The organism is Serratia sp. TSA_130.1 (genome assembly GCF_052691795.1).
Map to the genome: position 1 here is coordinate 215,923 of NZ_JBQZFS010000003.1, position 23,270 is coordinate 239,192.

Here is a 23,270-nt window from a genome sequence, read left to right on the forward strand (position 1 = left end):
AAAAACTGTCTGTAAAAACGCCGTAACGTTAACGGGGCGCGGAATAAAAATGCCGTAAAGAGCGCGGCGGGTTGGCCGGGGCGGCACGGTCTATACTGGCGAGACGGGCCGTAGAAGGAGAGATAACGATGAAGAGAATAGGGTTGCTTATCGCCGCGCTGGCCGCGTTCCACGCCACCGCGTCTTCCCCACAGGCGTGGGCCGAGAGCGAACGGGCGATGCGCGCCGCCTGCCTGAAAGCCAGCGGGCTAAAAAACGCCAGGGTGGAAGGGGAGATTATTCACTACGGTGATGACGTCGGCTATTCGGCGCTGTTTATCGGTGGGCGCTACCCACAGCCGTTTATGAAAAACCAGCCGGGCAGGGAGCTGTGCTTATATCAGCGCGCCACGCAGAAGGTGGCGGTGCAGGCGGTGGCGGGGGAATAAATAATCCCAGTCTCCTTACTGTAGCTGTATTTCTCCCTTGGGATTAATTATTAAGTTGAATTCTTTCATGTATTTACGCCTTTTCGTGTCGTTATTCATCGAGACGCCGAGCAAGACCGAGTATTCTCCCGCAGCCCAGTTTACCTGCGGATAAGTGGCGCATTGTCCCGGTTTCAGGTCGGGCAACGGAGTGACTTCTGGTGAGGCCCAGACGATATGCCATTGCTGTTGTTCCTGTCGTGAGACGATCACCCCCCGGTTTTGCAGGCTGTCACCGCTGCGAACGCTGTTGATAGGCACGGCAAAGCAAGGTTGGTTGTCTTTGAGCGAGACATCCAACGGATGGTACCAGGGCTGAGTGGATTGGCAGCCGTTCAGTAGCAGTGCGCACAGTAAAGAGAGATAAAGTTTTGTCATAGCAAGGTGTTCCGGTTCTTTGGATTGTTCAGGAAAGCTCGCAATACCCATTCATAACGTTTTAATGCCGCTGTAGTTGGTGGCTACGTGGAAGCGATGGGCGGCACGCTGCGCCTGGACATTGAACTGCCGGACGGCAAGCACGTCGGGTTTACGGTTTAAGCGCAGGCTGCCCGCCACTCCCCGCCATCTCCCGTTCGATCACCGTCGCCAGCGCCTGCGCGGCGGAAGAGAGTTGGTGCTGCGCCAGGCGGATCAGGCCCACGCGCCGTTCGATAATCGGGCCGATCAGCGGCACGCAGACCGCCCCCAGCTCATCCATCTGTTGCTCGCACAGCGCCGGCACCGCGCTGGCGCCGAGGCCGTTGGCCACCATGCGCCCGACCGTCACCAACTGGTGGCTCTCAAACGCCACCTCCAGCGTTCGCCCGCTGCGGGCCAGTTCCTGCTCCAGCAGCAGCCGCACCGCCGATGGCCGCTGGAGGGTGATGAAATCCAGCGTCAGCAGCTCCTTCCAGCTCACCTGCGCCTTGCGCGCCAGCGCCGAATCCTTCGGCACCACAGCCAGAAAGCGATCGCGGCACAGCGGGGTGAAGTGCAGGGTGTCGCTCGGCTCCGGCTCGAAGGCGATGCCCATCTCCACCCGGCCTTCGCGGATCATTTCAAACACCTGTTCGTTGATGACGTCGTGCACCGCCACGTTGATGCCGGCATAGCGATCGCGAAACGCCTTGAGGATCGGCGGCAGCGGGTTGCCGGCGAACGACGGCATGGCGGCGATCGCCACCTTGCCCATCTGCAGGGTGAAGCGCTGACGCATCGCCTCTTCCGCGTTATCCCAATCCGCCAGCAGCTGGCGCGCCATCGGGAAGAAGGTTTCTCCTTCCGGCGTCAGCGTCACCCGGCGGGTGGTGCGCAGCAACAGCGGCCCGCCCAGCGCGTCTTCCAGCCCACGGATCGCCAGGCTGAGCGCCGGCTGAGAAATATTCAGCCGCTCGCTGGCCTGGGCGAAATTCAGAGTGTGAGCTACCGCTAAAAACGCGCGTAACTGTTTGATGCTCATTTTCATTTTGGTTGGCGTTAACTCTTTGTTAATTTTCGGTTAACGGTTGATTAATAAAAATTCTAAATGAATGCGGCATAAAAACAAAATTAACAAATCATTTTTGTGACCTGAAGATGCCCTCACGCAAGCCAGGGCATTTCGCCCTGCGCCGCAACATGCAGGGGCAACGATATGGCAGGGCTCGACAAACGCGTCGGCAGCTACCAGGAAGCGCTGGCAGGCCTGACGGACAACATGACGGTGCTGGCGGGCGGCTTTGGCCTGTGCGGCATCCCGGAGAATCTGATCGAAGAGATCCGCCGGCGTGGCGTGCGCGGGTTGACGGTGGTTTCCAACAACTGCGGCGTCGACGGGTTCGGCCTCGGGCGGCTGCTGGAAACCCATCAGATCCGCAAGGTGGTGGGATCTTACGTCGGCGAAAACGCGCTGTTCGAACAGCAGGCGCTCAGCGGCGAGCTGGAGGTGGATCTCACGCCGCAGGGCACGCTGGCGGAGAAGATCCGCGCCGGCGGCGCCGGCATCCCGGCATTCTTCACTGCCACCGGTTACGGCACGCCGATCGCCGAAGGCAAAGAGGTGCGTGAGTTCAACGGCCGCCCCTACATCATGGAAACCGCCATCACCGGCGATTTCGCCATCGTGAAAGGCTGGAAGGCCGATCACTTCGGCAACGTCATCTACCGCCACACCGCGCAGAACTTCAATCCGCTGATGGCGACCGCCGGGCGCATCACGGTGGTGGAAGTGGAAGAGATCGTCGCGCCGGGCGAGCTGGATCCGGCGGCGATCCACACCCCCGGCATCTATGTCGATCGGCTGATCCAGGGCACATTCGAAAAGCGTATCGAACAACGCACCCTGCGGGCATAAGGAGAATTCGCATGCTTACCCGTGAACAAATGGCGCAGCGCGTGGCGCAAGAGCTGAGGGACGGTTACTACGTCAATCTGGGCATCGGCATCCCGACGTTGGTGGCCAACTACGTGCCGGCGGGCATGGACGTGATGCTGCAGTCGGAAAACGGCCTGCTGGGGATGGGCGAGTTCCCGACCGAGCAACAGCTGGACGCCGACATGATCAACGCCGGCAAGCAGACGGTCACCGCGCGCCTCGGCGCGTCGATCTTCGATTCGGCGCAGTCGTTCGCCATGATCCGCGGCGGCCATGTCGATCTGACCGTGCTGGGGGCGTTTGAAGTGGACGTCGAGGGCAACATCGCCTCGTGGATGATCCCCGGCAAGATGGTCAAGGGCATGGGCGGCGCGATGGATCTGGTGGCGGGGGCGGAGAACATCATCGTGGTGATGACCCACGCAGCGAAGGGCGGCGAGTCCAAGCTGCTGCCGCGCTGCACGCTGCCGCTGACCGGCGCCAACTGCATCCGCAAGGTATTGACCGATCTGGCCTATCTGGAAATTGAAGACGGCGCCTTCGTGCTGCGCGAACGCGCGCCGGGCGTCAGCGTGGCGGAGATTGTCGCCAAAACCGCCGGCCGGCTGATCGTGCCGGAGCATGTGCCGGAAATGCGTTTCTGAAACGGGAGGTGAATGTGCAACAACGTGAAGTGGTGATTGTGGCGGCGACGCGCACGCCGGTCGGCAGTTTTCACGGCGCGCTGGCGCCGCTGACGGCGGTGGAGCTGGGCACGGCGGCGGTGCAGGGGCTGCTGGCGCAAAGCGGCGTAGCGCCGCAGCAGATCGATGAAGTGATCCTCGGCCAGGTGCTGACCGCCGGCTGCGGGCAGAATCCGGCGCGCCAGACCGCGCTGAATGCCGGGCTGCCCGTGACGACGCCGGCGCTGACCATCAACAAGGTGTGCGGCTCCGGTTTGAAGGCGGTGCATCTGGCGGTGCAGGCGATCCGCAGCGGCGACGCCGACGCGGTGATCGCCGGCGGCCAGGAGAGCATGAGTCAGTCGCCTTATCTGATGGCCGGTGCGCGCGCCGGCCTGCGCCTCGGTCACGCGCAGATGGTGGACAGCGTGATCCACGATGGCCTGTGGGACGCCTTCAACGACTACCACATGGGTATCACCGCCGAGAACCTGGCGGAGAAATACGCCATCAGCAGAGAAGAACAAGACAGGTTCGCGCTGCGCTCGCAGCAGAAGGCGCAGGCGGCGCAGCAGGCCGGGCGTTTCGCGCAGGAGATCACGCCGGTGACGGTGCCGAAGCCGAAGGGCGAAGCTTTGCTTGTTAAGCACGACGAACAGCCGCGCGACACTAGCCTGGAGGCGCTGGCGCGGCTGCGCCCGGCGTTTCGCAAGGAAGGCACGGTGACCGCCGGCAACGCTTCGTCGCTCAACGACGGCGCCGCCGTGGTGCTGCTGATGAGCGCGGAAAAAGCCGCCGCGCTGCGCTTGCCGGTGCTGGCGCGCATCGCCGGTTACGCTTCGTCGGGCGTCGATCCGGCGATCATGGGCATCGGCCCGGCGCCGGCCGCGCGCCGCTGCCTGGAAAAAGCCGGTTGGCGGCTGGAGGAGGTCGATCTGATCGAAGCCAACGAAGCCTTCGCCGCGCAGGCGCTGGCGGTGGGCAAAGAACTGGGCTGGGAGGCGGAGCGGGTGAACGTCAACGGCGGAGCGATCGCGCTGGGGCATCCGATCGGCGCGTCCGGCTGCCGCATTTTGGTGTCGCTGCTGTACGAAATGCAGCGCCGCGAGGTGAACAAGGGGCTGGCGATGCTGTGCATCGGCGGCGGGCAGGGCGTGGCGCTGGCGGTAGAGCGCCCGTAAACAACCGAGGAAGGCACGATGCAGTCATCTGACTATGCGGTACTGGGCGCCGGGCTGATGGGGGTGGGCATCGCCACCCACTTTATTCGCCACGGCCATGAGGTGCTGCTGTATGAACCGGATCCGCAGCGCCGGGCGGAAGCGCCGGCGGTAGCGAGCGGCATTCTGGCCGAGCTGAGCGACGTCGGGCAGTTTGATCGCGGCGAACGCGAAGCGGCGCTGGCGCGGCTGCGCGTGACCGGCGATCTGAACGCGGTAGCGCACGCCCGGCTGCTTATCGAGGCGATCCCGGAACGGCTCGAGCTGAAGCACGCGCTGTATGAGCAGTTGGAAGGGCTGATCGCCGACGACGCGGTGATTGCCAGCAACACCAGCGGCTTGCCGCCGGACGAGCTGGCGGCGCGCATGACCCATCCGCAGCGGCTGCTGATCGCCCACTTTTGGCACCCGCCGCACCTGATCCCGCTGGTGGAGATCGTGCCCGGCAGCGCCACCGAGCCGCGCCATCTGGCGGCGGTGCAGGCGCTGCTGGGCGAGATGGCGCTGGAGGCGGTGCTGCTGGAACGCGCCGCGCCGGGGTTTGTCGGCAATCGGCTGCAGTTTGCGGTGCTGCGTGAGGCGCTGCACATCGTCCACAGCGGCATCGCCAGCGCTGAGGTGGTGGATCAGGTGATGCGCGCCTCGCTGGGGCGGCGCTACGCCATGGTCGGCCCGCTGGAGGCCGCCGACATGACCGGGCTCCCGACGGTGGCGGACATCGCCCGCCACCTGTTCCCGGAACTGGCGACCGGCGACGAGATGATGGTGCTGGTGGAACAGCGGCTGCAGCGCGGCGATATCGGCCAGCGCAGCGGCCGGGGATTTTATCTTTGGGATGAAGCGCGCAGGGAACGCATTCAACGGCGACGGGCGCATCAGCTGCGCTTTGCGCTGAAACCGTAATTTCGCACGCCGTACCTGACAATAACAACGATAGCGAGGTGCCTGATGAGCGTTTTGATTGCCCTGGCAGCACTGGGATTACTGATGCTGGCCGCCTACCGCGGCTACAGCGTGATTTTGTTCGCCCCGATAGCCGCGCTGGGCGCGGTGCTGTTGACCGACCCCGGCGCGGTGGCGCCGACCTTCACCGGGCTGTTTATGGAGAAGATGGTCGGCTTCGTGAAGCTCTACTTCCCGGTGTTCCTGCTGGGGGCGGTGTTCGGCAAGCTGATCGAGCTGTCCGGCTTCTCCCGTTCGATCGTCGCGGCGGCGATCCGCATTCTCGGCCGACGCCACGCCATTCCGGTGATCGTGCTGGTGTGCGCGCTGTTGACCTACGGCGGGGTGTCGCTGTTCGTGGTGGCGTTCGCGGTTTATCCGTTCGCCGCCGAGCTGTTCCGCCAGAGCGGCATCCCCAAGCGGCTGATCCCGGCCACCGTGGCGCTCGGCGCCTTTTCCTTCACCATGGACGCCTTGCCCGGCACGCCGCAGATCCAAAACATCATCCCGACCAGCTTCTTCGGCACCAACGCCTGGGCCGCGCCCTGGCTGGGGCTGATCGGCTCGCTGTTCATCATCGCGGTCGGTTTGCTGTATCTTGAACGCCAGCGGCGCAAGGCGCAGCTGAAGGGGGAGGGTTACGGCAGCGATCTGCTGAACGAGCCGGAAACCCCGGACGACATCAACCTGCCGAACCCGCTGATCGCCATCCTGCCGCTGATTTTGGTCGGGGTATTCAACCTTGGCTTCACCCATTGGATCCCGCAGTGGTACGGCGCCAGCCACGAGCTGACGCTGCCGGGGCTGGCCAAGCCCATCACCACCGATGTGGCGAAGATCACCGCCATCTGGGCGGTGGAAGCGGCGCTGGTGTCGGGTATTCTGCTGGTGGTGGCGTTCGGCTTTCGCAATATTCGCGGGCGGCTGGCGGAAGGCAGCAAGACGGCGGTCGGCGGCGCAATTCTGGCGGCGATGAACACCGCCTCCGAATACGGCTTCGGCGCGGTGATCGCCGCGCTGCCGGGCTTTTTGGTGCTGTCGCAGGCGCTGTCGACGATCCCCAATCCGCTGCTGAACGAAGCGATCAGCGTCACCCTGCTGGCCGGCATCACCGGTTCGGCCTCCGGCGGCATGAGCATCGCGCTGGCGGCGATGGCCGATAACTTCGTGGCCGCCGCCCATGCGGCACACATTCCGCTGGAAGTGCTGCACCGGGTGGCCTCGATGGCCAGCGGCGGCATGGACACCTTGCCGCACAACGGCGCGGTGATCACCCTGCTGGCGATCACCGGCCTTAGCCACCGGCAGGCCTATGGCGGCATTTTCGCCATCACCCTGATCAAAAGCGCCGCGGTGCTGTTTGTGATTGGCGTGTTCTACCTGACCGGCATTGTTTAAAGGAGCGATACCATGAGTGTACAAGGCAAAACCGCGCTGGTGACCGGCTCGACCAGCGGCATCGGCCTCGGGATAGCGTCCGTGCTGGCCGCCGCCGGCGTGCGCGTGATCCTCAACGGCTTTGGCGATGTGGAAGCGGCGAAAGCGCAGGTTGCCCGGCTGGGCAGCGCGCCGGGGTATCACGGCGCCGATCTCGGCGATGCGGCCCAGATAGCGGACATGATGCACTATGCCGAGCGTGAGTTCGGCGGCGTGGACATTCTGGTGAACAACGCCGGCATTCAGCACGTGGCGCCGCTGGATCAGTTCCCGGTGGAGAAATGGAACGCCATTCTCGCCATCAACCTGTCGGCGGTGTTCCACACCTGCCGATTGGCGCTGCCGGGTATGCGCGAGCGCAACTGGGGGCGCATCATCAACGTGGCGTCGGTGCACGGGCTGGTGGCGTCGAAAGACAAATCGGCTTATGTGGCGGCCAAGCACGGCGTGGTGGGGCTGACCAAGACGCTGGCGCTGGAAACCGCCCGCACCCCCGTGACCTGCAACGCCATCTGCCCCGGCTGGGTGCTGACGCCGCTGGTGCAGCAGCAGATCGACAAGCGCATCGCCGCCGGCACCGATCCGCAGCGGGCGCGCGATGAGCTGCTGGCGGAGAAGCAGCCGTCGCAAGCGTTCGTCACGCCGGAGCAGCTCGGCGAACTGGCGCTGTTCCTGTGCAGCGATGCGGCGGCGCAGGTGCGCGGCGCCGCCTGGAACATGGACGGCGGCTGGCTGGCGCAGTAGTGAGGGCATTTTCCCGGAGCGCGCAATGCGCTCCGTCGTTATTTCCCGCCATTAATTAATTCCCTCGCGTGACGGTTTACCTGCGGCAATAATATTTATTTGTTATTTGCTATTTTTATTCCCAGATAATCACGCCGGGTTATTTTGGGTAAAAGATGCGGATTGGTTTATTTCGTGCTGCGGTTATTACATTATTTTTCTCCGTGTTACAGGTGAACACGTTTCTGCTGAAAATAAGCCCAACCTGAAATAATGGCAGATTATGACGTGAATTTTTATATCTTGCGTGCGCTGTTGACATCGGGTAATTATTTCCGCGTGGCTTAAGACCACCGTGTTTATAACAATAATTTTTTCGGGCAGGGGTAATAATGAGAAAGAATACAACGCCAATATTCATTGGCGGCGTCTTGCTGTCGGCGTTATCCGCCGGCGCACAGGCCGAGATCACCATTCTGGATAAAAACCCGCAGAGCAATGTGTTGCTGGCGCCGCTCAGTTTAAAGGTGGGCGGCAGCATTCGCCCCGAGTGGATCTTCAATAACGGCCCGGAGCCGGGCTATGACAAAAACGGTCACGACGGCGGCACGCGTTTTCGCTTCAGCGGCGACTATGCGCTGACGCAGGACACCTCGATCATCGGCTATTACGAGTGGGGCGTCGATCTGGCGCACGCGCTCAGCTGGGACGGGCACTACAATGAGGACGGCAAACGCGACTATCAGCGCCAGCTGTACGCCGGTTTCAAGGACGATCGTTACGGCACCCTGACCTATGGCCACCAGTACGGCATCTATTATTCCGTGGTCGGCATCAAAAGCGACGTCTGGGATAACGACGGCCACGCGGGCGGCACCGGCATCGGTATTTCCGGCGATTATGACGGCGGCAATAAACCGAAAAACAGCATCAAATACACCAATGATTTCGGGCCGGTAACGCTGTACGCCAACTATTTATTGCCGGAAGACGATCTGCACACCGCGGATAACCTGATTTACCGCCGCAAGGGCGGTGGCGGGCTGGGCTTCGATTATAAGGTGACGAAGGATTTCACCTTCAGCGCCGCCTACAGTTATACCGACGCGAAGATCAAAGATAATCTGTACAACGAAAAGGATTATCACCAGCAGCTGTCCGGCACCGCGTTGACCTGGCAGCCGAACAACTGGTACATCGTCGGCACCGCCAGCTATTACAAAGACTATGTGCCGAGCACCCGCCAGCGCACGCTGTCGCACTTCTTCGCCGGCGACGGCTACGGGCTGGAAGGCTTCGTCGGTTACACCTTCAATATCGACAAGCCGTTCCTCAAATCCGTTCAGCCTTACGTCGCGGCGGACTCGCTGCGGCTGAAAGGAGACGAGGCGTATCACGCCAACCACGTCTACCTCGGCGCGGGCACCACCATCGGTTACGGTCTGTCGGTGTATGTGGAGCGCACGCTGGCCAACAGCAGCGACAACGAGCCGGATTCCACCTGGATAACGGTGTTCTACGACTTCTGATCCGCCTCTTGCCAGGCCGGCGCGGGTGCCGGCCGTTCACATGCTGATCGCACCGCCCGGAGATTGCCCGGCGGCGTTGCGTTCCGCCAGGTAGCGCGCCGGCGGTTTGCCCACCGCCTTTCTGAACATGGTGACGAAGCCGCTGGCGCTCTCGTAACCCAGATCCAGCGCCACCGTCTGTACGCTCTCGCCCTGCGTCAAGCGCTGCAGCGCCAGCATCACGTGCAGCTGACGCCGCCAGTGGCCGAAGCTCATGCCCATCTGCTGTTGCAGCGTGCGGCTGAGGGAGCGCTCGCTCATGCCGATGCGCTGCGCCCACTGGCCGAGGGTGGATTTGTCCGCCGGGCAGCTCAGCATGCCTTCGGTCAACTGTCGTATGCGCGCATCGTCGGATACCGGCAGATGCAGATTCTCGATCGGCGCGGCCACCAGCTGATCCAGCAACACCGCCGTCAGGCGCCCTTCGGCGCCCTGTTCGTCGTAGAGCGGTTCGAAGGTGGTGGCCTGCAGCAGCAGTTCGCGCAGCAGCGGCGAGACCGACAGCGTGCAGCAACTCTGCGGCAAGCCGGCGACGACGTGTTGATCGACGAACAGGCAGTAAGCCTCGGTCGAGCCGGCGCCCTGGGCGTTGTGCAACACGTTGCCCGGCATCCACAGCGCGCACTGCGGCGGCACCAGCCACAGGCCGTTTTCCACTTCGCAGCGGATCATGCCGCGCACGGTATAGATCAGCTGCGCCTTTTGATGACGATGCGGCTCGACTTCCCAGTCCTGCTCGATGGTGGAACTCTGCACGGCGAACAGCGGGCGCGGCACCTGATCGATATCGATATTGCGGCGTGGGATCTGGACTTTCATGAGAACAATTCTCAATTTGGCGGAATTGAAAAGTATTATGTCCTGATTGCGCAATGTGGTCTAGCGCCGGTGCCGATAAAGTAAGCGCCAGTCCTAAACCCTTTCGCGAGGAAACTGATTATGTCACTCGATACCGCCGATTTTCCGCTGGTGTGGATGCGCCGAAACGGGCGCGATACCCAGGCCGAGCTGGCTGAATTCAGCGCGCTGCTGGCGCGCGCCGAGCCTTTCGTCCTGATGACCGATCGCAGCGTCGGCGATGAAGGTGAAGAGCACGATCGCGACGCCCGCACTCAGGTGGCGCTGTGGAAGCGCGATAACCGCGCGGCGCTGAAGCGGTGGGCGAAAGGCATGATCATGCTGGAACCGGACGACGCCAAACGCGTGGCGGCGGAAGCATTCGCCGAATACGGCGCCAAATTCTGGGGCTATCCGATACTGGTGGCCGCCGATGAAGCCGCAGGCCGGATGTTGGCGCTGACATTACTGAGCAAATAAGGGGAACACCATGCACCAGCAACAGGTGATTGAGCAGCTGCTGGCCTGGATCGAGCAGAGCCTGGATCAGCCGCTGACGCTGGACGACATCGCCGCCAAATCCGGCTATTCCAAGTGGCATTTGCAGCGGATGTTCAAGCAGCACACCGGCCATATCCTCGGCACGTACGCCCGCCGCAGAAGGTTGACCGCCGCCGCGCGCGAACTGCGCCTGACCGGCACCAGCGTGGCCTGTATCGCCGATACGTACCAGTTCGATTCGCAGCAGACCTTCACCCGCTGCTTCCGCAAGCAGTTTGGTCTGCCGCCGGCCAGCTATCGTCGCAGCCAGGATTGGTCGAGCTACGGTCTGCAGCCGCCGCTGCGGCTGACCGAAGCGCCGCTGCCGCAGGCCGACATCGTGACGCTGCCCGCCATGCAGCTGGTGGGCAACACGCAACGCCGCAGCTTTACGCTGGGGCAGTTGGCGGCTTCCAAATGCGAGCTGCGTCGCCATGCCTGGCGGCAACTGCTGCGGCCGCAGACGCTGCCCGAGGTGATGTATGGCCTTACCAGCCTGGAGATCGACCGGCAGCGTCGGGGCTGCCCGCGCATGGCGTATACCGCCGCTTTGCCGGACGAAGGGGCGGTGGGGGAACGGGTGACCATCGAACAGGGGGAATACGCCCGTTTCACCTATCAGGGGCAGGCGGAAGGGTTACAAAACTTTATTGTCCGGCTGTATGACACCGCCATGCCGCAGATGAACGCCATCCGCCGGCCAGGGCAGGATATCGAGCGGTTCTACCCGGCGCAGGAGGGCAGTTGCCCGCTTGGCGGCGCGGCGATCCGCTGTGAATATCTGATCCCCATTCGGCGGGCGGAGGCGCTGGCCGCCGCCAGTTAGGCGGCGGTTCTCGCAGAAAATCGCCTTCGTGGCGCGTCAGGTTACAAAAAATTGCGATATTACATCGGTAATGGTTCACACTTTGATTGATGTGCACATATAATGCGCATCCGGTCAAATCCCCCCTGGTTTTTCAGGCCGCAGCGCCGTTGGCTGCCGGCTGAAATTCAACGGGGCAAAGTGGCCGTAGAAACCAATACCCATAATCGCCAGTGGCCTTGACCAACACGAAGATGAAAATGAGCATTCGCGCGTTATTAACCCTGTTTACGGCACTGGTTGTATTCAGCCAGGCTGCCTTCGCCGTCGTCTACCCGCTGCCGCCAAAAGACAGCCGTTTGGTGGGCGAAAATATCCAAATCACCGTACCGGAAGACAGCAAACTGCCGCTGGAGAGCTTCGCCGCCCAGTATCAGATGGGGCTGAGCAACATGCTGGAGGCCAACCCGGGCGTGGATCCGTTCCTGCCGAAGGCCGGCAGCACCCTGACCATCCCGCAACAGCTGATCCTGCCGGACGCGCCGCGTGAAGGCATCATCATCAACAGCGCCGAAATGCGTCTGTACTACTACCCGAAAGGTTCCAACACCGTCGTGGTGTTGCCGATCGGTATCGGCCAGCTGGGTAAAGACACCCCGCTGAACTGGACCACCACCGTGCAGCGCAAGAAAGACGGCCCAACCTGGACGCCGACCGCCAAAATGCGCGCCGAATACGCGGCTGACGGCGAGATCCTGCCTGCGGTGTTCCCGGCCGGCCCGGATAACCCGATGGGGCTGTATGCGCTGTATGTTGGCCGCCTGTATGCCATTCACGGCACCAACGCCAACTTCGGCATCGGCCTGCGCGTGAGCCACGGCTGCGTGCGTCTGCGCGCCGACGACATCAAGTACCTGTTCCAGAACGTGCCGGTCGGCACCCGCGTGCAGTTCATCAACGAACCGATGAAGGCCACCGTCGAACCGGACGGCTCGCGCTACGTGGAAGTGCACAACCCGCTGTCGGCCAACGAAGAGCAGCTGCAATCCAAGGATCCGGTGCCGCTGACCATTTCCGCGCCGGTCGGCAAAGTGCTGATGGACGCCGGCGTCAACCAGAGCGAAGTGGATGCGGCGATCAAGGCCCGTTCCGGTATGCCGGTGAAAGTGAACTGATCGCCTCGGGCTTCAGTGACAATACCAAGAAGACGCCTGCGGGCGTCTTTTTTTATGAACCGAAGTGCTGTCAGGATATTTGCGCCGGCGCGTCTCCGGGATTAACGGTTTTTTTATTCCCCGCGCGTCAGAAATAAAATAGCCGCCGTGCCGGCGGCCATTTTATTTCTATTACAGGCTGCCGCCGACCGAGGTCGAGGTGGAGCCGATAGTTTCGCGGAAATGTTTTGCGTAGTCCGCCACTTCCTGCTGCGTATGCGTCAGGCCATACAGCCCCAGCCCCACGCCGCCTGCGACGCCGCCGATAATGGTACCGACCAGTTGGCCGACGGCGCCGGCAATAAAGCCGCCGGCCCCTGCGGATTTGCCTGCAATCAGCGCGCCGGTCATAGCGCCGTCCAGCAACCCATCCCAGGCCGCGTTCAGATCGCCACCGCTAACGTACTGCTCTTCATATTGACTAAGTACTTTCATATACAATCCTTATAAATAAAAGGGTGACTTAGTGAGTTTAATTAATACCGAAAATAACGCTGACGCGCTATTTCAATTTAAAAATATAACAGCTGATAAGCCGTTGGCAATAATATATCCAACGTGGAATATTGTTTGGTTATATATGCGAGTATTTATTTTCTGTCGATATTTTTATGACGGGAATTGAGAATCTTCTTGGCTAAAAAAGGTGATATCACTGGAGGCAGCGGTGGAAAGCATCATAATGCCCTTATTGCGGACGGGCTGAGGCGATTTCTTCTCGTCGTTGCCCTGGGCCCGGTGCGGCTGTCACTATTTTCACATTTCAGGCTCTGCTACCCGTTAGGCGAGTGCGTCCGTCCTGTGATTATTCCATTAAAAACTATAGCTAATTAATAAGTTATATCTTCTTCGTTATCGCCTGCCATTGAAAAAATTCTCGCAAAAAATCCGCACTGTGAAAATAAGATCACACAAGCGTAACAAAAGGTAAACAAACCCCTCCTATATTGGCTGCTTCGCTTTTGTGAGGGAGTGTCATGCGTAACTGGAACGAACCGAAAAAGAACAAAGCGCACATCGAACTGATCCCGATGATCGACGTGATGATGTTTTTATTGGTGTTTTTCGTCTTGATCAGCCTGAACGTCATTCCGGCGCTCGGGTTGAAAACGCAGCTGCCGTCCGCCGGCAGCGCGCAACAGCTGAAACCGCAGAAGAAAGCGATTATCACGCTGGGGGCCGACGAACAGCTGCAGCTGGATGGCCAGCCGATCGCGCTCGACGCGTTGGTCACGACGCTCAAGCAACAGCAGCAGGCCAACCAGACCACCACCATCATCGTCAACAGCGACAAAGGCGTGGCGGTCGAGCGGCTGGTGGCGGTCATGGATAACCTGCGCCAGGGCGGTTTCTTCTCCGTCTCCATCGCGACACGGAAGCTGTGACATGTATCTGCTCTATCGCTCACGTCATCTTTTCAGCTGGTTGCCGGCGCTGATTGTCGCCGGCTGCCTGTTGTTCGCCAGCCAGCAGGCGGCGCTGAAGATCCAGCCGCGCTACGACGAAACCGCCATCGAACTGGCGCTGGTGGAGCCTGAACCGGCGCCTGAACCTCAACCGCAAACGCCGCCGGACCCCCAGCCCGAACCGCCGCCGCCCGAGCCGGAGCCGATCCCCGAACCGGTGGTGCCGGCGCCGGAACCGATCGTGGAAGCCAAGCCGGTGCCGAAACCGCAACCGAAGCCCAAACCCAAGCCGGTGAAAGAGAAAGCCAAACCGGTGGAAAAGCCTAAACCGACGCCGGCGCCCGCCGCGCCGCGCGCGCCGGTCAGTAAACCGGCGGCGCAACCCGCACCGGCCGCCCCGGCGGCGCCGAAGGTGAATGCGCAGGCGATTGAAAACGGCTATCTGCTGGCCTTGCGCCGCGAACTGGAACAGCGCAAGCGCTACCCGACCGGCCGTCAGGCCTCCCTCGAGCGCCCGCAGGGCAACGTCGAGGTATGGCTGGAGGTCGATCGCAGCGGGCGGGTGGTCTCTTCCGGCATCGCCAACAAAGCCGCCAGCATGCTGCTGAATCGCGCGGCGATGAGCAGCCTGCAAAGCATCAGTTCAGTAAAGCCATTCCCGAGCGACGCGTTCGCCGGGCAAACAACCAAAAGATTTACCGCGACGTTCAATTATCAGGCGCCTTAGCGCAAGGGTTAATCGTTTGATTTTTAAGGGATGCACACCATGAAATCGTTCAATCGTTCTGGGATCTATCTGGCGGTGATGTCGGCGATGCTGCCGGGCGCCGCGCTGGCGGCCGACGGCACCGACGTTGGCACCATCAGCGTCAAGGGGCAGTCGCTCGGCGGCGGCATGATGGTGCAGGACGACAGCGCCAAGGCGCGCTCCACCGTCACCAAAGAAGCAATGGACAAAATGCCGTCGGCGGCCAACGCCATCGACAAGCTGAAGTTCACGCCGGGCCTCAACGTCAACAGCAATGACGCCAGCGGCCTGAGCGGCGTGGACTACACCATGCGCGGCATGAACTCGGATCAGATCGGCCTGTCGATGGACGGCATCCCGATCAACGACTCCGGCAACTACGCGGTATACCCGAACCTGCTGGGCGATGCGGAGAACCTGGAAGAGGTGTTCGTCACCCAGGGCTCTTCCGAAGCGGACGGCCCGCATATCGGCTCCAGCGGCGGCAACATCGGCCTGGTAACGCGCCGCCCGGCGAAAGACTTCGGCGGTTTCGTCAAGCAAACGCTGGGCAGCAACAGCCTGAGCAAAACCTTCGCCCGCCTGGACACCGGCGAGTACAACGGCTTCAGCAACTGGCTCTCCTATTCGCACACCGAGGCGAAGAAGTGGCGCGGCGAGGGGCGGCTGTACTCCGACAAGTTCGAGATGAACTCGCTGTACGAAGACGGCAACGGCAACAGCAGCAATCTGGTGATGAAGTACAACCGCCAGAACAACACCAACTACAACACCCTGAGCAAGGCGCAGTTCCAAAACGACGGCCGCGACACCGACTATGCCACCACGCCGGAGTACAACAGCCGCGGACAGTTGAACAAGTATTACAAGCTCGAGCGCAACCCGTTCGAGAACTTCACGCTGTCGTTCACCCAGAAGCTGCAGCTGCGCGACAACCTGTCGCTGACCCTGCAACCGTATTACTACTGGGGCAACGGCGGCAGCTTCAACGGTCAAACCGCGTCGGTATTGTCCAGCACATCGGACAGGGCAGGGCAGTACAATCTCAGCAACCTGAAATCCAACACCTACTACCGCCCGTCGTGGACGCAGACCTGGCGGCCGGGCATCACCACCAAGCTAAAGTGGGACATCAACGATCAGCACAGTCTGGATATCGGTTACTGGTATGAGCGCGCGCGCCAGCTGCAGACCCAGCCGTTCATCAGCATCAAGGGCGACGGCAACCCGTCGCAGATTTGGGGGCCGCCGGGCGGTTCCGATCAGGTGAAGGACGCCAACGGCAACACCGTTCAGGGGCGCAACCAGTACACCATCACCCCGGCGCAGAAGGTGTGGCTGCAGGATACCTGGTTCGCCACGCCGGACTGGACTTTCGTCGGCGGCCTGGCCTATCAGTACGTGGAACGTAAAGGGGACAATCGCGGCAGCCTGTACAACGCGCCGGAGAAACGCAAAGCCACCTATCATGAATTCCTGCCGAACTTCAGCGCCAGCTATAAGGTGAACCAGGAAAACCAGGTGTTCTACAACCTGACGCGCAACATGCGCACGCCGCCGAACTATGTGCTGTACAACGTCGGCGATTCGCTCAGCACCAAGCCGGAGCTGAGCTGGAACCACGAGCTGGGCTGGCGCTTCCAACAGGAAGACATGCTGCTGAGCGCCACGCTGTTCTACATGCGCTACAGCGATCGCCAGATCTCCACCACCAACGCGGCCGGCGACTACGAGATGATGAACATCGGCAACGTGGAGAACAAAGGGCTGGAGCTGGAGTGGAGCGGCCAACTGCCGCATAACTTCAACTACTACACCTCCTATACCTATACCCAATCGAAGCAGAAGAGCGACATCGTCAGCAACGGCGGGTTGCCGCTGCCGACCTCCGGCAAAGAGGTGCCGAACGTGCCGAAAAACCTGCTGAACATGACGCTGGGTTATGACGACGGCCTGTACTACGGCAGCGTCAGCGGCAAGTACGTCAGCGCGTTCTATGGCGATCTGACCAACGACGAGAAGATCGGCGGGCGCACGGTGTTCGATCTGGCGGCGGGGGTGCATCTGCCGGTGGACAAGAAAATCGTCAAAAGCGCCGCGCTGCGTTTTGGCATCAGCAACCTGTTTGACAAGGAATACCTGACCTCGGTGCGCACCACCACCTTCAACGCGGCGCCCTACGGCGGCGTGAAGGCCAGCACCCCGTATTACAACGTCGGCGAAGAACGCACCTTCAGCGTCTCGCTGGAAGCCACCTTTTAACTGAATGCCCCGCCGTCTGCCCGGCGGCGGGGAAGAGGAACCCTGTATGGACGCCAATCTGTTGCACGACATTATTTTCTACGTGATGTACGCCGCGCTGGCGATCGCGCTGGTGATCATCATCGAACGTACGCTGTACTTCGCCTATACCCAGCGCCAGGCGCGCAGGCTGGAGCAGGCGCTGACGCCGGAGGTGCGCCGCGCCGCCGATCTGCCCGACGCGCTGACGCAGCGCAACAGCCTGCCGATGGCGGTGATCGCGCCGGTATTGGCGCAGAAGCACCGCGCCGGCGACCGTGAGGCGATCGGCGATCTGATCGACGCCCAGTACCTGCTGAGCAAGCCGCCGATGGCGCGCGGCCTGTGGCTGCTGGAAACCGTGGTCACCGCCGCGCCGCTGCTGGGGCTGCTGGGCACGGTGATGGGGATCATCGAAACCTTCAAGGCGCTGGCCGCCTCGGGGGTGTCCGAGCCGAGTCTGGTGTCGGCCGGCATGGGCACCGCGCTGTACGCCACCGGGCTGGGCATCGCCATCGCGCTGCTGTGCCTGGTGGCCAACAATTTCCTGCAGAGCCGCATGGAGCGCATCAACGAACTGCTGAAGGTGCTGCTGATCCGCGCCGGTCAACCGGCCAGCCGTCCGGAGAGCGGCAGCGGCGAACAATGGGTTGACAGCGGAGCGCCGCGCTATGCCTAATGGCCATCCAGTACGGCGGCCGAGAGGCCGCCTTTATACGGCATTGTGGAGCGGTTGTTTGTTGATGTTGAGCCAGAGCGCTGCGGCGCGTTTTGCTATTCCCGGTTACGAGCTGGTGTACACCGCGCCGGTGGAAACCGCGCTGCAGGCCGACGACCTGCGCAACACCGCCGAAGTATGGCGCGAGATGTTCGACGCGGCGAAAACCCGCATCGATCTGGGGCAGTTCTACGTGGCGAATCAGGACGGTTCGCTGCTGGACGGCGTGCTGCAGCACCTGAAGTCGGCCGGCGAACGCGGGGTGAAAATCCGCTTTTTGCTGGAAGAGAAGGGCATTCGCCTCTCCACCGCCGAGACGCTGGAACGGCTGAAGGCGATCCCCAATCTGGAGCTGCGCATCATCCCATACCAGAAGCTGAGCGGCGGCATTCTGCATGCCAAGTATCTGCTGGTGGACGGCGAGCAGGCGTTCGTCGGCAGCCAGAACTTCGACTGGCGCGCGCTGGAACACATTCACGAAACCGGGCTGCGCATCAGCGACGCCAGGGTAGTAGGGCAGATCCAGGCGATCTTCGAACAGGACTGGCGGGCGCAGGCGCTGCTGGCGCAGGATAAGCCGGTGCCGGCGCTGCCCGATTCGCCGCCGACGGCGCCCCCGCAGGGCAACTATCTGGTGGCCAGCCCGCGCGCCTACAACCCGGCGGGCGTGCTCGATTCGCAGGCCGAGCTGCCGCGTCTGCTGGCCGACGCCAAACGGCGGGTGCGGGTGCAGGTAATGGATTACGCGCCGCTGTCGTTTGGCCCGGAGCGCAGCCGCCCCTTCTACGCGGTGATCGACAACGCGCTGCGCGGCGCGGCGGCGCGCGGCGTGCAGATCGAGTTGATGGTAGCCAACTGGAACACCAAAAAGCCGGATATCGCCTGGCTGAAGAGCCTGGCGCTGGTGCCGAACGTGCAGATCAAGGTGGTGACCATTCCGCCGGCCAGCAGCGGCTTCATTCCGTTTGCCCGGGTGATCCACAGCAAGCTGATGACCATCGACGATGAGATTGCCTGGGTGGGCACCAGCAACTGGACCGGCGGCTATCTGGACAACTCGCGCAATCTGGAGTTGGTGCTGCACAGCGCGGCGATGAGCGGGCGGTTGGACAGGCTGTACCAACAGCTGTGGGACAGCGTCTACGCCGAGCCGTTGAAGCTGGATTACGATTACCCGACGCCCAAACCGGGCGGCGAATCCTGATAATCAGGGCGCGTTAACCCGCGCCCCGCGTTGTTTACCGCCGCCAGCCGGCCTTCTCCAGCGCCGTCACCAGCTGTTCGGCGCTCAATCCTTCCGCCCGATGGCCGTTGCCGCTGACGGTATTGGCCGCCAGCAGCGCATTGACGATCGCCTCTTCCACCGCTTCCGCCGCCGCGGCGAACAGCGCCGAAATGTAGTCGTTGTTCACCATGCGCAGCGGCGTGGTGAAATCGCCTTTATTGGCGTAGTCAGCGGGCGGCAGGCCGTCGTTGCCGGTGGCGAAGGCGATAAAGATATCGCCGCTCGAATCCTCGGTGCCGCCGCCGGTGCGGGCGATGCCGATGCTGGCGCGCTGCGCCAGCCGCGCGCACTGGTGCGGCAGCAGCGGCGCGTCGGTCGCCAGCGCCACCACAATGGAGCCCATGCCGGGATGCGGCAACTGAGGCGTGAACGGCGAGGGGATATGCCCCAGGTGGCGGCCCACCGGGTAACCGCCGACCAGCAGCGACTCGCGCTTGCCGTGGTTGGCCTGCACGATGGCGCCCACCGTCCAGCCGCCTTGATCGGCGGGCAAGCGGCGCGATGCGGTGCCGCTGCCGCCCTTGAACTCATGACAGATCATGCCGCTGCCGCCGCCGACCGCGCCTTCATGCGGCAAGCCGCCTCGGGCCGCCTGCTGCGCCTGTCGTACGTGCTCGGCCTTGACGTGAAAGCCGTTGATGTCGTTGAGCAGGCCATCGAAGGTTTCCATCACCACCGGCATATTCCAGTACACCGCGTTGTCGCTCGCGGGCAGCGTTTCACGCTCCAGCGCGATCAGCGCATCGCGCACTACCCCCACGCTGTGGGTGTTGGTGAAGGCGATCGGGCTGGTCAACAGGCCCGCTTCTCGCACCCATTCCAGGCCGGTGGCGTCGCCGTTGCCGTTCAGCACGTGCACGCCGGCGAAGCAGGGCGCGTGGCGAGCGGAGCCGGGGCGCGGTTCGATCACCGTCACGCCGGTGCGCACGCTGCGCCCGTCCGCCAAATCGGCATGAAGGCTGGCATGGCCGACGCGCACGCCGGGCACGTCGGTGATGGCGTTCAGCGGGCCGGGCGTGCCCTGGCCGATGGTGATGCCCAGATCCTGAGCGCGCTGCGTCATGGTTATTCTCCTTCTATTGAGGGGGTGGCGAGGGGCGCCGTCTGGCGGCCGCGCAAGTGGTTCAGCGCCAGCCCGAAGCCGATGATGCCGGCAATGATAATAAAGTCTTTCAGGCTGCTGGCGATCAAAATCGTCCACAGCACGTACAGGCAGCACAGCAGCGCCGCCGCCACCGGCAGCGGCCACAGCGGCATCAGGTACGGGTGATGGAAGTGGCGTCGACGGCGGCTGATCAGCGCCGCCACCGCCATGATGATGTACACCAGCAGCAGCAGGATCACGGTGAATGAGGTCAGCGATTCGAGGTCGGAGCAAAACGCCAGCAGCGCCGAGGGAACGCCGAACAGCAGGGTGGCGATCCAGGGGGTGCCGAAGCGCGGGTGGATGATTTTCAGCGCGCGGTTGAACGTCGGCAGCCAGAAGCCGTCGCGCCCGCTGGCGAACATCATGCGGCTGAACTGCGCCACGATGGCGATGATGGCGTTGAATACCGACAGGTAGATCGCGCCGCTCACCACCCGCGCCAGCGTCGGGCCGCCGAGCTGGGTGACCACATAACCGACCGGATCGGCCTGTTTGGCCATCTCCGCCAGCGACGGCGAGCCGATCAGCAGGGCGGTGAACGGCACCAGTTCCACCAGCACCACGATGACCAGCGTCAGCATGATCGCGACCGCCATCGGTTTGCCCTGCTCGCGCATATCTTCCGCCATGTACACCGCCGCGCCGTAGCCGTTGTAGGAGAACAGCGCGACCCCGACCATGGCGACGATCAGCGGCAGCGAAACCGGCGCCAGGCTGCCCTGCGCGTCCAGCATCACCGGCGCGGTGAGGATCTCCGCGCTTTGATGCGGATGGCTGAAACCGAGCCAGGCGATCAGCGCCAGCACCGCCACTTCCACCACCAGAAAGGCGCCGGTCAGCAGGGCGTTGGCCTTGATGTTGAAAATGGCGCAGGCGCCGCCGATCAGCACGGTGATCATGCCGGCGGTCGAGGCGTCGAATGAGGTGCCCAGCGCGGTATTCAGATAGGGCACGGCGCCGGTGGCCAGCACCGCCGGCACGAACAGCGCGGCGCTGAGAATAAACAGATAGGTCTGCAACCCGCACAGGGTGCCGAACAGGCGTTTGATGATGCTGTATTCGCCGCCGGCGCTGGGGTGCGCGGCGCCGAGCTCGGCATAGCACAGCGCGATGGTGGCGGCGACGCAGGCGGCGATCAGAAACGACAGAAAGGCGCCGCTGCCGGCGCTGGCGATCGCCAGCGGCGCGATGACGAAGATCGAGCTGGCCGGCGTCACGCCGGAAGCGGTAATCATCACCACGTCGAGGACGCTGAGATTGCCTTTGAAAGTGTGTTCAGGGGCGGACTCTTTCATGGTTAACGACTCCATTAACGTGTGAGTGAGTAATTGTTTTGCTGCACAGGCTGTACGCAGAAATCAAATGGAGCGCGCTAAATGCCGGGGAGCGTTGCTCCCCGGAAGTTTATTGTTCTTATGTGTTACCCCTGCCCCGACGGGAAGCTGAAGCTGGCGCGGCGGGCATCGCCGGAGGCCGGCCAGCGCTGGGTCACGGTCTTGCGTTTGGTGTAGAACCTGACCGCGTCCGGGCCGTAGGCGTGCAGATCGCCGAACAGCGAGCGCTTCCAGCCGCCGAACGAGTGGTAGGCCACCGGCACCGGCAGCGCCACGTTGATCCCCACCATGCCGACTTGAATGCGGCTGGAGAAGTAGCGCGCCGCTTCACCGTCACGGGTAAACAGACAGGTGCCGTTGCCGTATTCATGGGCGTCGATCAAGGCCATCGCCTCCTGCAGCGACGCCGCGCGCACCACGCCGAGCACCGGGCCGAAGATCTCCTCCTGATAGATGCGCATGCCGGGCGTCACGCGGTCGAACAGCGTCGGGCCGAGGAAATACCCCTGGCTGGGGCGGCCGTCGGCGTCCGTCACGCGCAGTTCGCGGCCGTCCACCAGCAGCTCGGCGCCTTCGGCCACGCCCTGATCGATATAGCCTTTCACCTTCTGATAATGCTGTTGAGTCACCAGCGGCCCCATTTCGTTGCGGTTGTCGCTGCCGGGGCCGACGCGCATGGCGGCCATCTGTTGCCGCAGCCCGGCGATCAGCGCGTCGGCGGTGCCGTCGCCCACCGCGACCACCAGCGGGATGGCCATGCAGCGCTGGCCGCAGGAGCCGAACGCCGCGCCCATCAGCGCGCCGACCGCGCCGGGGATATCGGCGTCCGGCAGCACCACCGCGTGGTTTTTGGCGCCGCCCAGCGCCTGCACCCGTTTGTTCTGGCCGCAACCGGTGTGATAGATGTGTTCCGCGACCGGCGTCGAACCGACGAAGCTTATCGCCTTCACGCGTCCGTCATGCAGCAGCGTCTCCACCGCTTCGCGATCGCCGTTGACCACGTTGAGCACCCCCGGCGGCAGCCCGGCCTCCGCCGCCAGCCGCGCGATATACAGCGCGGCGGAAGGGACGCGCTCGGAAGGCTTCAGCACGAAGGTATTGCCGCAGGCGACCGCCATCGGCCACATCCACAGCGGCACCATCGCCGGGAAGTTGAACGGGGTGATGCCCGCTACCACCCCGAGCGGTTGAAACTCGCTCCAGCTGTCGATGCCCGGGCCCGCCTCTTTGCTGTGTTCGCCTTTCAGCAGTTCCGGCACATAGCCGGCGTATTCGATATTCTCGATGCCGCGTTGCAGTTCGCCCAGGGCGTCGCTGAGCACTTTGCCGTGCTCGGCGGTGATCAATTGGCAGATGGCGTCGGCGTGCTGCTCCAGCAGATCCTTGAGCTTCATCATGATGCGCGCGCGCTTCAGCGGCGGCGTGTCGCGCCAGGCGGGATAAGCCTGCTCGGCGGCGGCGATGGCGCGCTCCACCGTGGCGCGATCGGCCAGCAGCACCTCCTGCGCCGATTGGCCGGTGGCCGGGTCGTAAACCGGCTGGCTGCGTTCGCCGCCGGCGGCGGGTTCGCCGTTGATCCAATGGGTAATGGTCATGGTTCGC

General features: G+C 62.8%; 22 protein-coding genes and 1 pseudogene. 16 read left to right on the forward strand and 7 right to left on the reverse strand.

What is annotated here, in order from left to right; genetic code table 11:
- Positions 1–128 precede the first annotated feature (128 nt).
- Complete coding sequence (locus tag ACUTQY_RS14105; RefSeq protein WP_046688162.1) at positions 129–428, forward strand: hypothetical protein; 300 nt, start codon at positions 129–131, stop codon at positions 426–428.
- Between the two features lie 15 nt (positions 429–443).
- On the opposite strand, the gene ACUTQY_RS14110 is transcribed toward ACUTQY_RS14105, so the two are convergent.
- A complete protein-coding gene (locus ACUTQY_RS14110; RefSeq protein WP_046688163.1) occupies positions 444–845 on the reverse strand; it encodes a putative T6SS immunity periplasmic lipoprotein in 402 nt (133 codons plus the stop codon).
- Between the two features lie 151 nt (positions 846–996).
- On the reverse strand, positions 997–1,914 hold the full coding sequence (locus ACUTQY_RS14115; RefSeq protein ID WP_047572821.1) for a LysR family transcriptional regulator: 918 nt from the start codon (positions 1,912–1,914) through the stop codon (positions 997–999).
- Positions 1,915–2,082: 168 nt separating this feature from the next.
- Between ACUTQY_RS14115 and ACUTQY_RS14120 the strand changes: the two genes are divergently transcribed.
- The 7 genes from ACUTQY_RS14120 (at position 2,083) to ACUTQY_RS14150 (ending at position 9,315) form a co-directional block, all read left to right on the forward strand.
- On the forward strand, positions 2,083–2,781 hold the full coding sequence (locus ACUTQY_RS14120; RefSeq protein ID WP_004933280.1) for a CoA transferase subunit A: 699 nt from the start codon (positions 2,083–2,085) through the stop codon (positions 2,779–2,781).
- A gap of 11 nt (positions 2,782–2,792) precedes the next feature.
- Entirely contained in the window at positions 2,793–3,446 is a 654-nt protein-coding gene (locus ACUTQY_RS14125) for a CoA transferase subunit B (protein ID WP_046688166.1), read from the forward strand.
- Positions 3,447–3,460: 14 nt separating this feature from the next.
- A complete protein-coding gene (locus ACUTQY_RS14130) occupies positions 3,461–4,645 on the forward strand; it encodes an acetyl-CoA C-acetyltransferase (RefSeq protein ID WP_046688167.1) in 1,185 nt (394 codons plus the stop codon).
- An 18-nt stretch (positions 4,646–4,663) separates the two neighbouring features.
- On the forward strand, positions 4,664–5,587 hold the full coding sequence (locus tag ACUTQY_RS14135; RefSeq protein WP_046688168.1) for a 3-hydroxyacyl-CoA dehydrogenase family protein: 924 nt from the start codon (positions 4,664–4,666) through the stop codon (positions 5,585–5,587).
- 42 nt (positions 5,588–5,629) lie between these two features.
- Positions 5,630–7,024, forward strand: coding sequence for a GntP family permease (locus ACUTQY_RS14140; protein ID WP_197775783.1), 1,395 nt, complete (start codon positions 5,630–5,632; stop codon positions 7,022–7,024).
- Between the two features lie 12 nt (positions 7,025–7,036).
- Positions 7,037–7,807: a 3-hydroxybutyrate dehydrogenase gene (locus ACUTQY_RS14145; RefSeq protein WP_128868733.1), complete on the forward strand. Its 771-nt coding sequence runs from the start codon at positions 7,037–7,039 to the stop codon at positions 7,805–7,807.
- A 371-nt stretch (positions 7,808–8,178) separates the two neighbouring features.
- Positions 8,179–9,315 carry a porin gene (locus ACUTQY_RS14150; RefSeq protein WP_046688171.1) on the forward strand — a complete coding sequence of 379 codons (1,137 nt, stop codon included), beginning with the start codon at positions 8,179–8,181 and terminating at the stop codon, positions 9,313–9,315.
- Between the two features lie 36 nt (positions 9,316–9,351).
- Here the strand turns inward: ACUTQY_RS14150 and ACUTQY_RS14155 are convergent, their stop codons facing one another.
- Positions 9,352–10,173 (reverse strand): AraC family transcriptional regulator, encoded by an 822-nt coding sequence (locus ACUTQY_RS14155; protein WP_046688172.1) that lies wholly within the window; start codon positions 10,171–10,173, stop codon positions 9,352–9,354.
- A gap of 120 nt (positions 10,174–10,293) precedes the next feature.
- Between ACUTQY_RS14155 and ACUTQY_RS14160 the strand changes: the two genes are divergently transcribed.
- The 3 genes and pseudogenes from ACUTQY_RS14160 to ACUTQY_RS14170 form a co-directional block, all read left to right on the forward strand.
- The gene (locus ACUTQY_RS14160; protein ID WP_046688173.1) at positions 10,294–10,671 is read left to right on the forward strand and encodes a hypothetical protein; all 378 of its coding nucleotides are present in this window, start codon (positions 10,294–10,296) and stop codon (positions 10,669–10,671) included.
- A 10-nt stretch (positions 10,672–10,681) separates the two neighbouring features.
- A complete protein-coding gene (locus tag ACUTQY_RS14165) occupies positions 10,682–11,557 on the forward strand; it encodes a helix-turn-helix domain-containing protein (protein ID WP_047025153.1) in 876 nt (291 codons plus the stop codon).
- Between the two features lie 233 nt (positions 11,558–11,790).
- Positions 11,791–12,708, forward strand: a pseudogene (locus tag ACUTQY_RS14170) (L,D-transpeptidase family protein); the annotation flags it as partial.
- Positions 12,709–12,882: 174 nt separating this feature from the next.
- Here ACUTQY_RS14170 and ACUTQY_RS14175 read toward each other — a convergent pair.
- Positions 12,883–13,185, reverse strand: a complete 303-nt coding sequence (locus ACUTQY_RS14175; RefSeq protein ID WP_004933246.1) for a DUF5862 family protein — start codon at positions 13,183–13,185, stop codon at positions 12,883–12,885.
- Between the two features lie 542 nt (positions 13,186–13,727).
- Between ACUTQY_RS14175 and ACUTQY_RS14180 the strand changes: the two genes are divergently transcribed.
- The 5 genes from ACUTQY_RS14180 to ACUTQY_RS14200 are packed head-to-tail and all read left to right on the forward strand — an operon-like array spanning position 13,728 to position 19,106.
- Entirely contained in the window at positions 13,728–14,135 is a 408-nt protein-coding gene (locus ACUTQY_RS14180; protein ID WP_021504179.1) for an ExbD/TolR family protein, read from the forward strand.
- A gap of 1 nt (position 14,136) precedes the next feature.
- Positions 14,137–14,883, forward strand: a complete 747-nt coding sequence (locus ACUTQY_RS14185) for an energy transducer TonB (protein ID WP_046688175.1) — start codon at positions 14,137–14,139, stop codon at positions 14,881–14,883.
- A gap of 39 nt (positions 14,884–14,922) precedes the next feature.
- Positions 14,923–17,166: a TonB-dependent receptor family protein gene (locus ACUTQY_RS14190; RefSeq protein WP_033641742.1), complete on the forward strand. Its 2,244-nt coding sequence runs from the start codon at positions 14,923–14,925 to the stop codon at positions 17,164–17,166.
- 46 nt (positions 17,167–17,212) lie between these two features.
- Complete coding sequence (locus ACUTQY_RS14195; protein ID WP_016929215.1) at positions 17,213–17,863, forward strand: MotA/TolQ/ExbB proton channel family protein; 651 nt, start codon at positions 17,213–17,215, stop codon at positions 17,861–17,863.
- Positions 17,856–19,106 (forward strand): phospholipase D-like domain-containing protein, encoded by a 1,251-nt coding sequence (locus tag ACUTQY_RS14200; RefSeq protein ID WP_046688176.1) that lies wholly within the window; start codon positions 17,856–17,858, stop codon positions 19,104–19,106. The genes ACUTQY_RS14195 and ACUTQY_RS14200 overlap by 8 nt, the downstream gene beginning before the upstream one ends.
- A 34-nt stretch (positions 19,107–19,140) precedes the next feature.
- Here ACUTQY_RS14200 and ACUTQY_RS14205 read toward each other — a convergent pair whose 3' ends face one another.
- The 3 genes from ACUTQY_RS14205 to ACUTQY_RS14215 form a co-directional block, all read right to left on the reverse strand.
- Entirely contained in the window at positions 19,141–20,250 is a 1,110-nt protein-coding gene (locus tag ACUTQY_RS14205) for a DmpA family aminopeptidase (RefSeq protein WP_033651384.1), read from the reverse strand.
- Positions 20,251–20,252: 2 nt separating this feature from the next.
- The gene (locus ACUTQY_RS14210; protein WP_033641746.1) at positions 20,253–21,629 is read right to left on the reverse strand and encodes an APC family permease; all 1,377 of its coding nucleotides are present in this window, start codon (positions 21,627–21,629) and stop codon (positions 20,253–20,255) included.
- 125 nt (positions 21,630–21,754) lie between these two features.
- Complete coding sequence (locus tag ACUTQY_RS14215) at positions 21,755–23,263, reverse strand: CoA-acylating methylmalonate-semialdehyde dehydrogenase (RefSeq protein ID WP_046688178.1); 1,509 nt, start codon at positions 23,261–23,263, stop codon at positions 21,755–21,757.
- Positions 23,264–23,270: the final 7 nt, after the last annotated feature.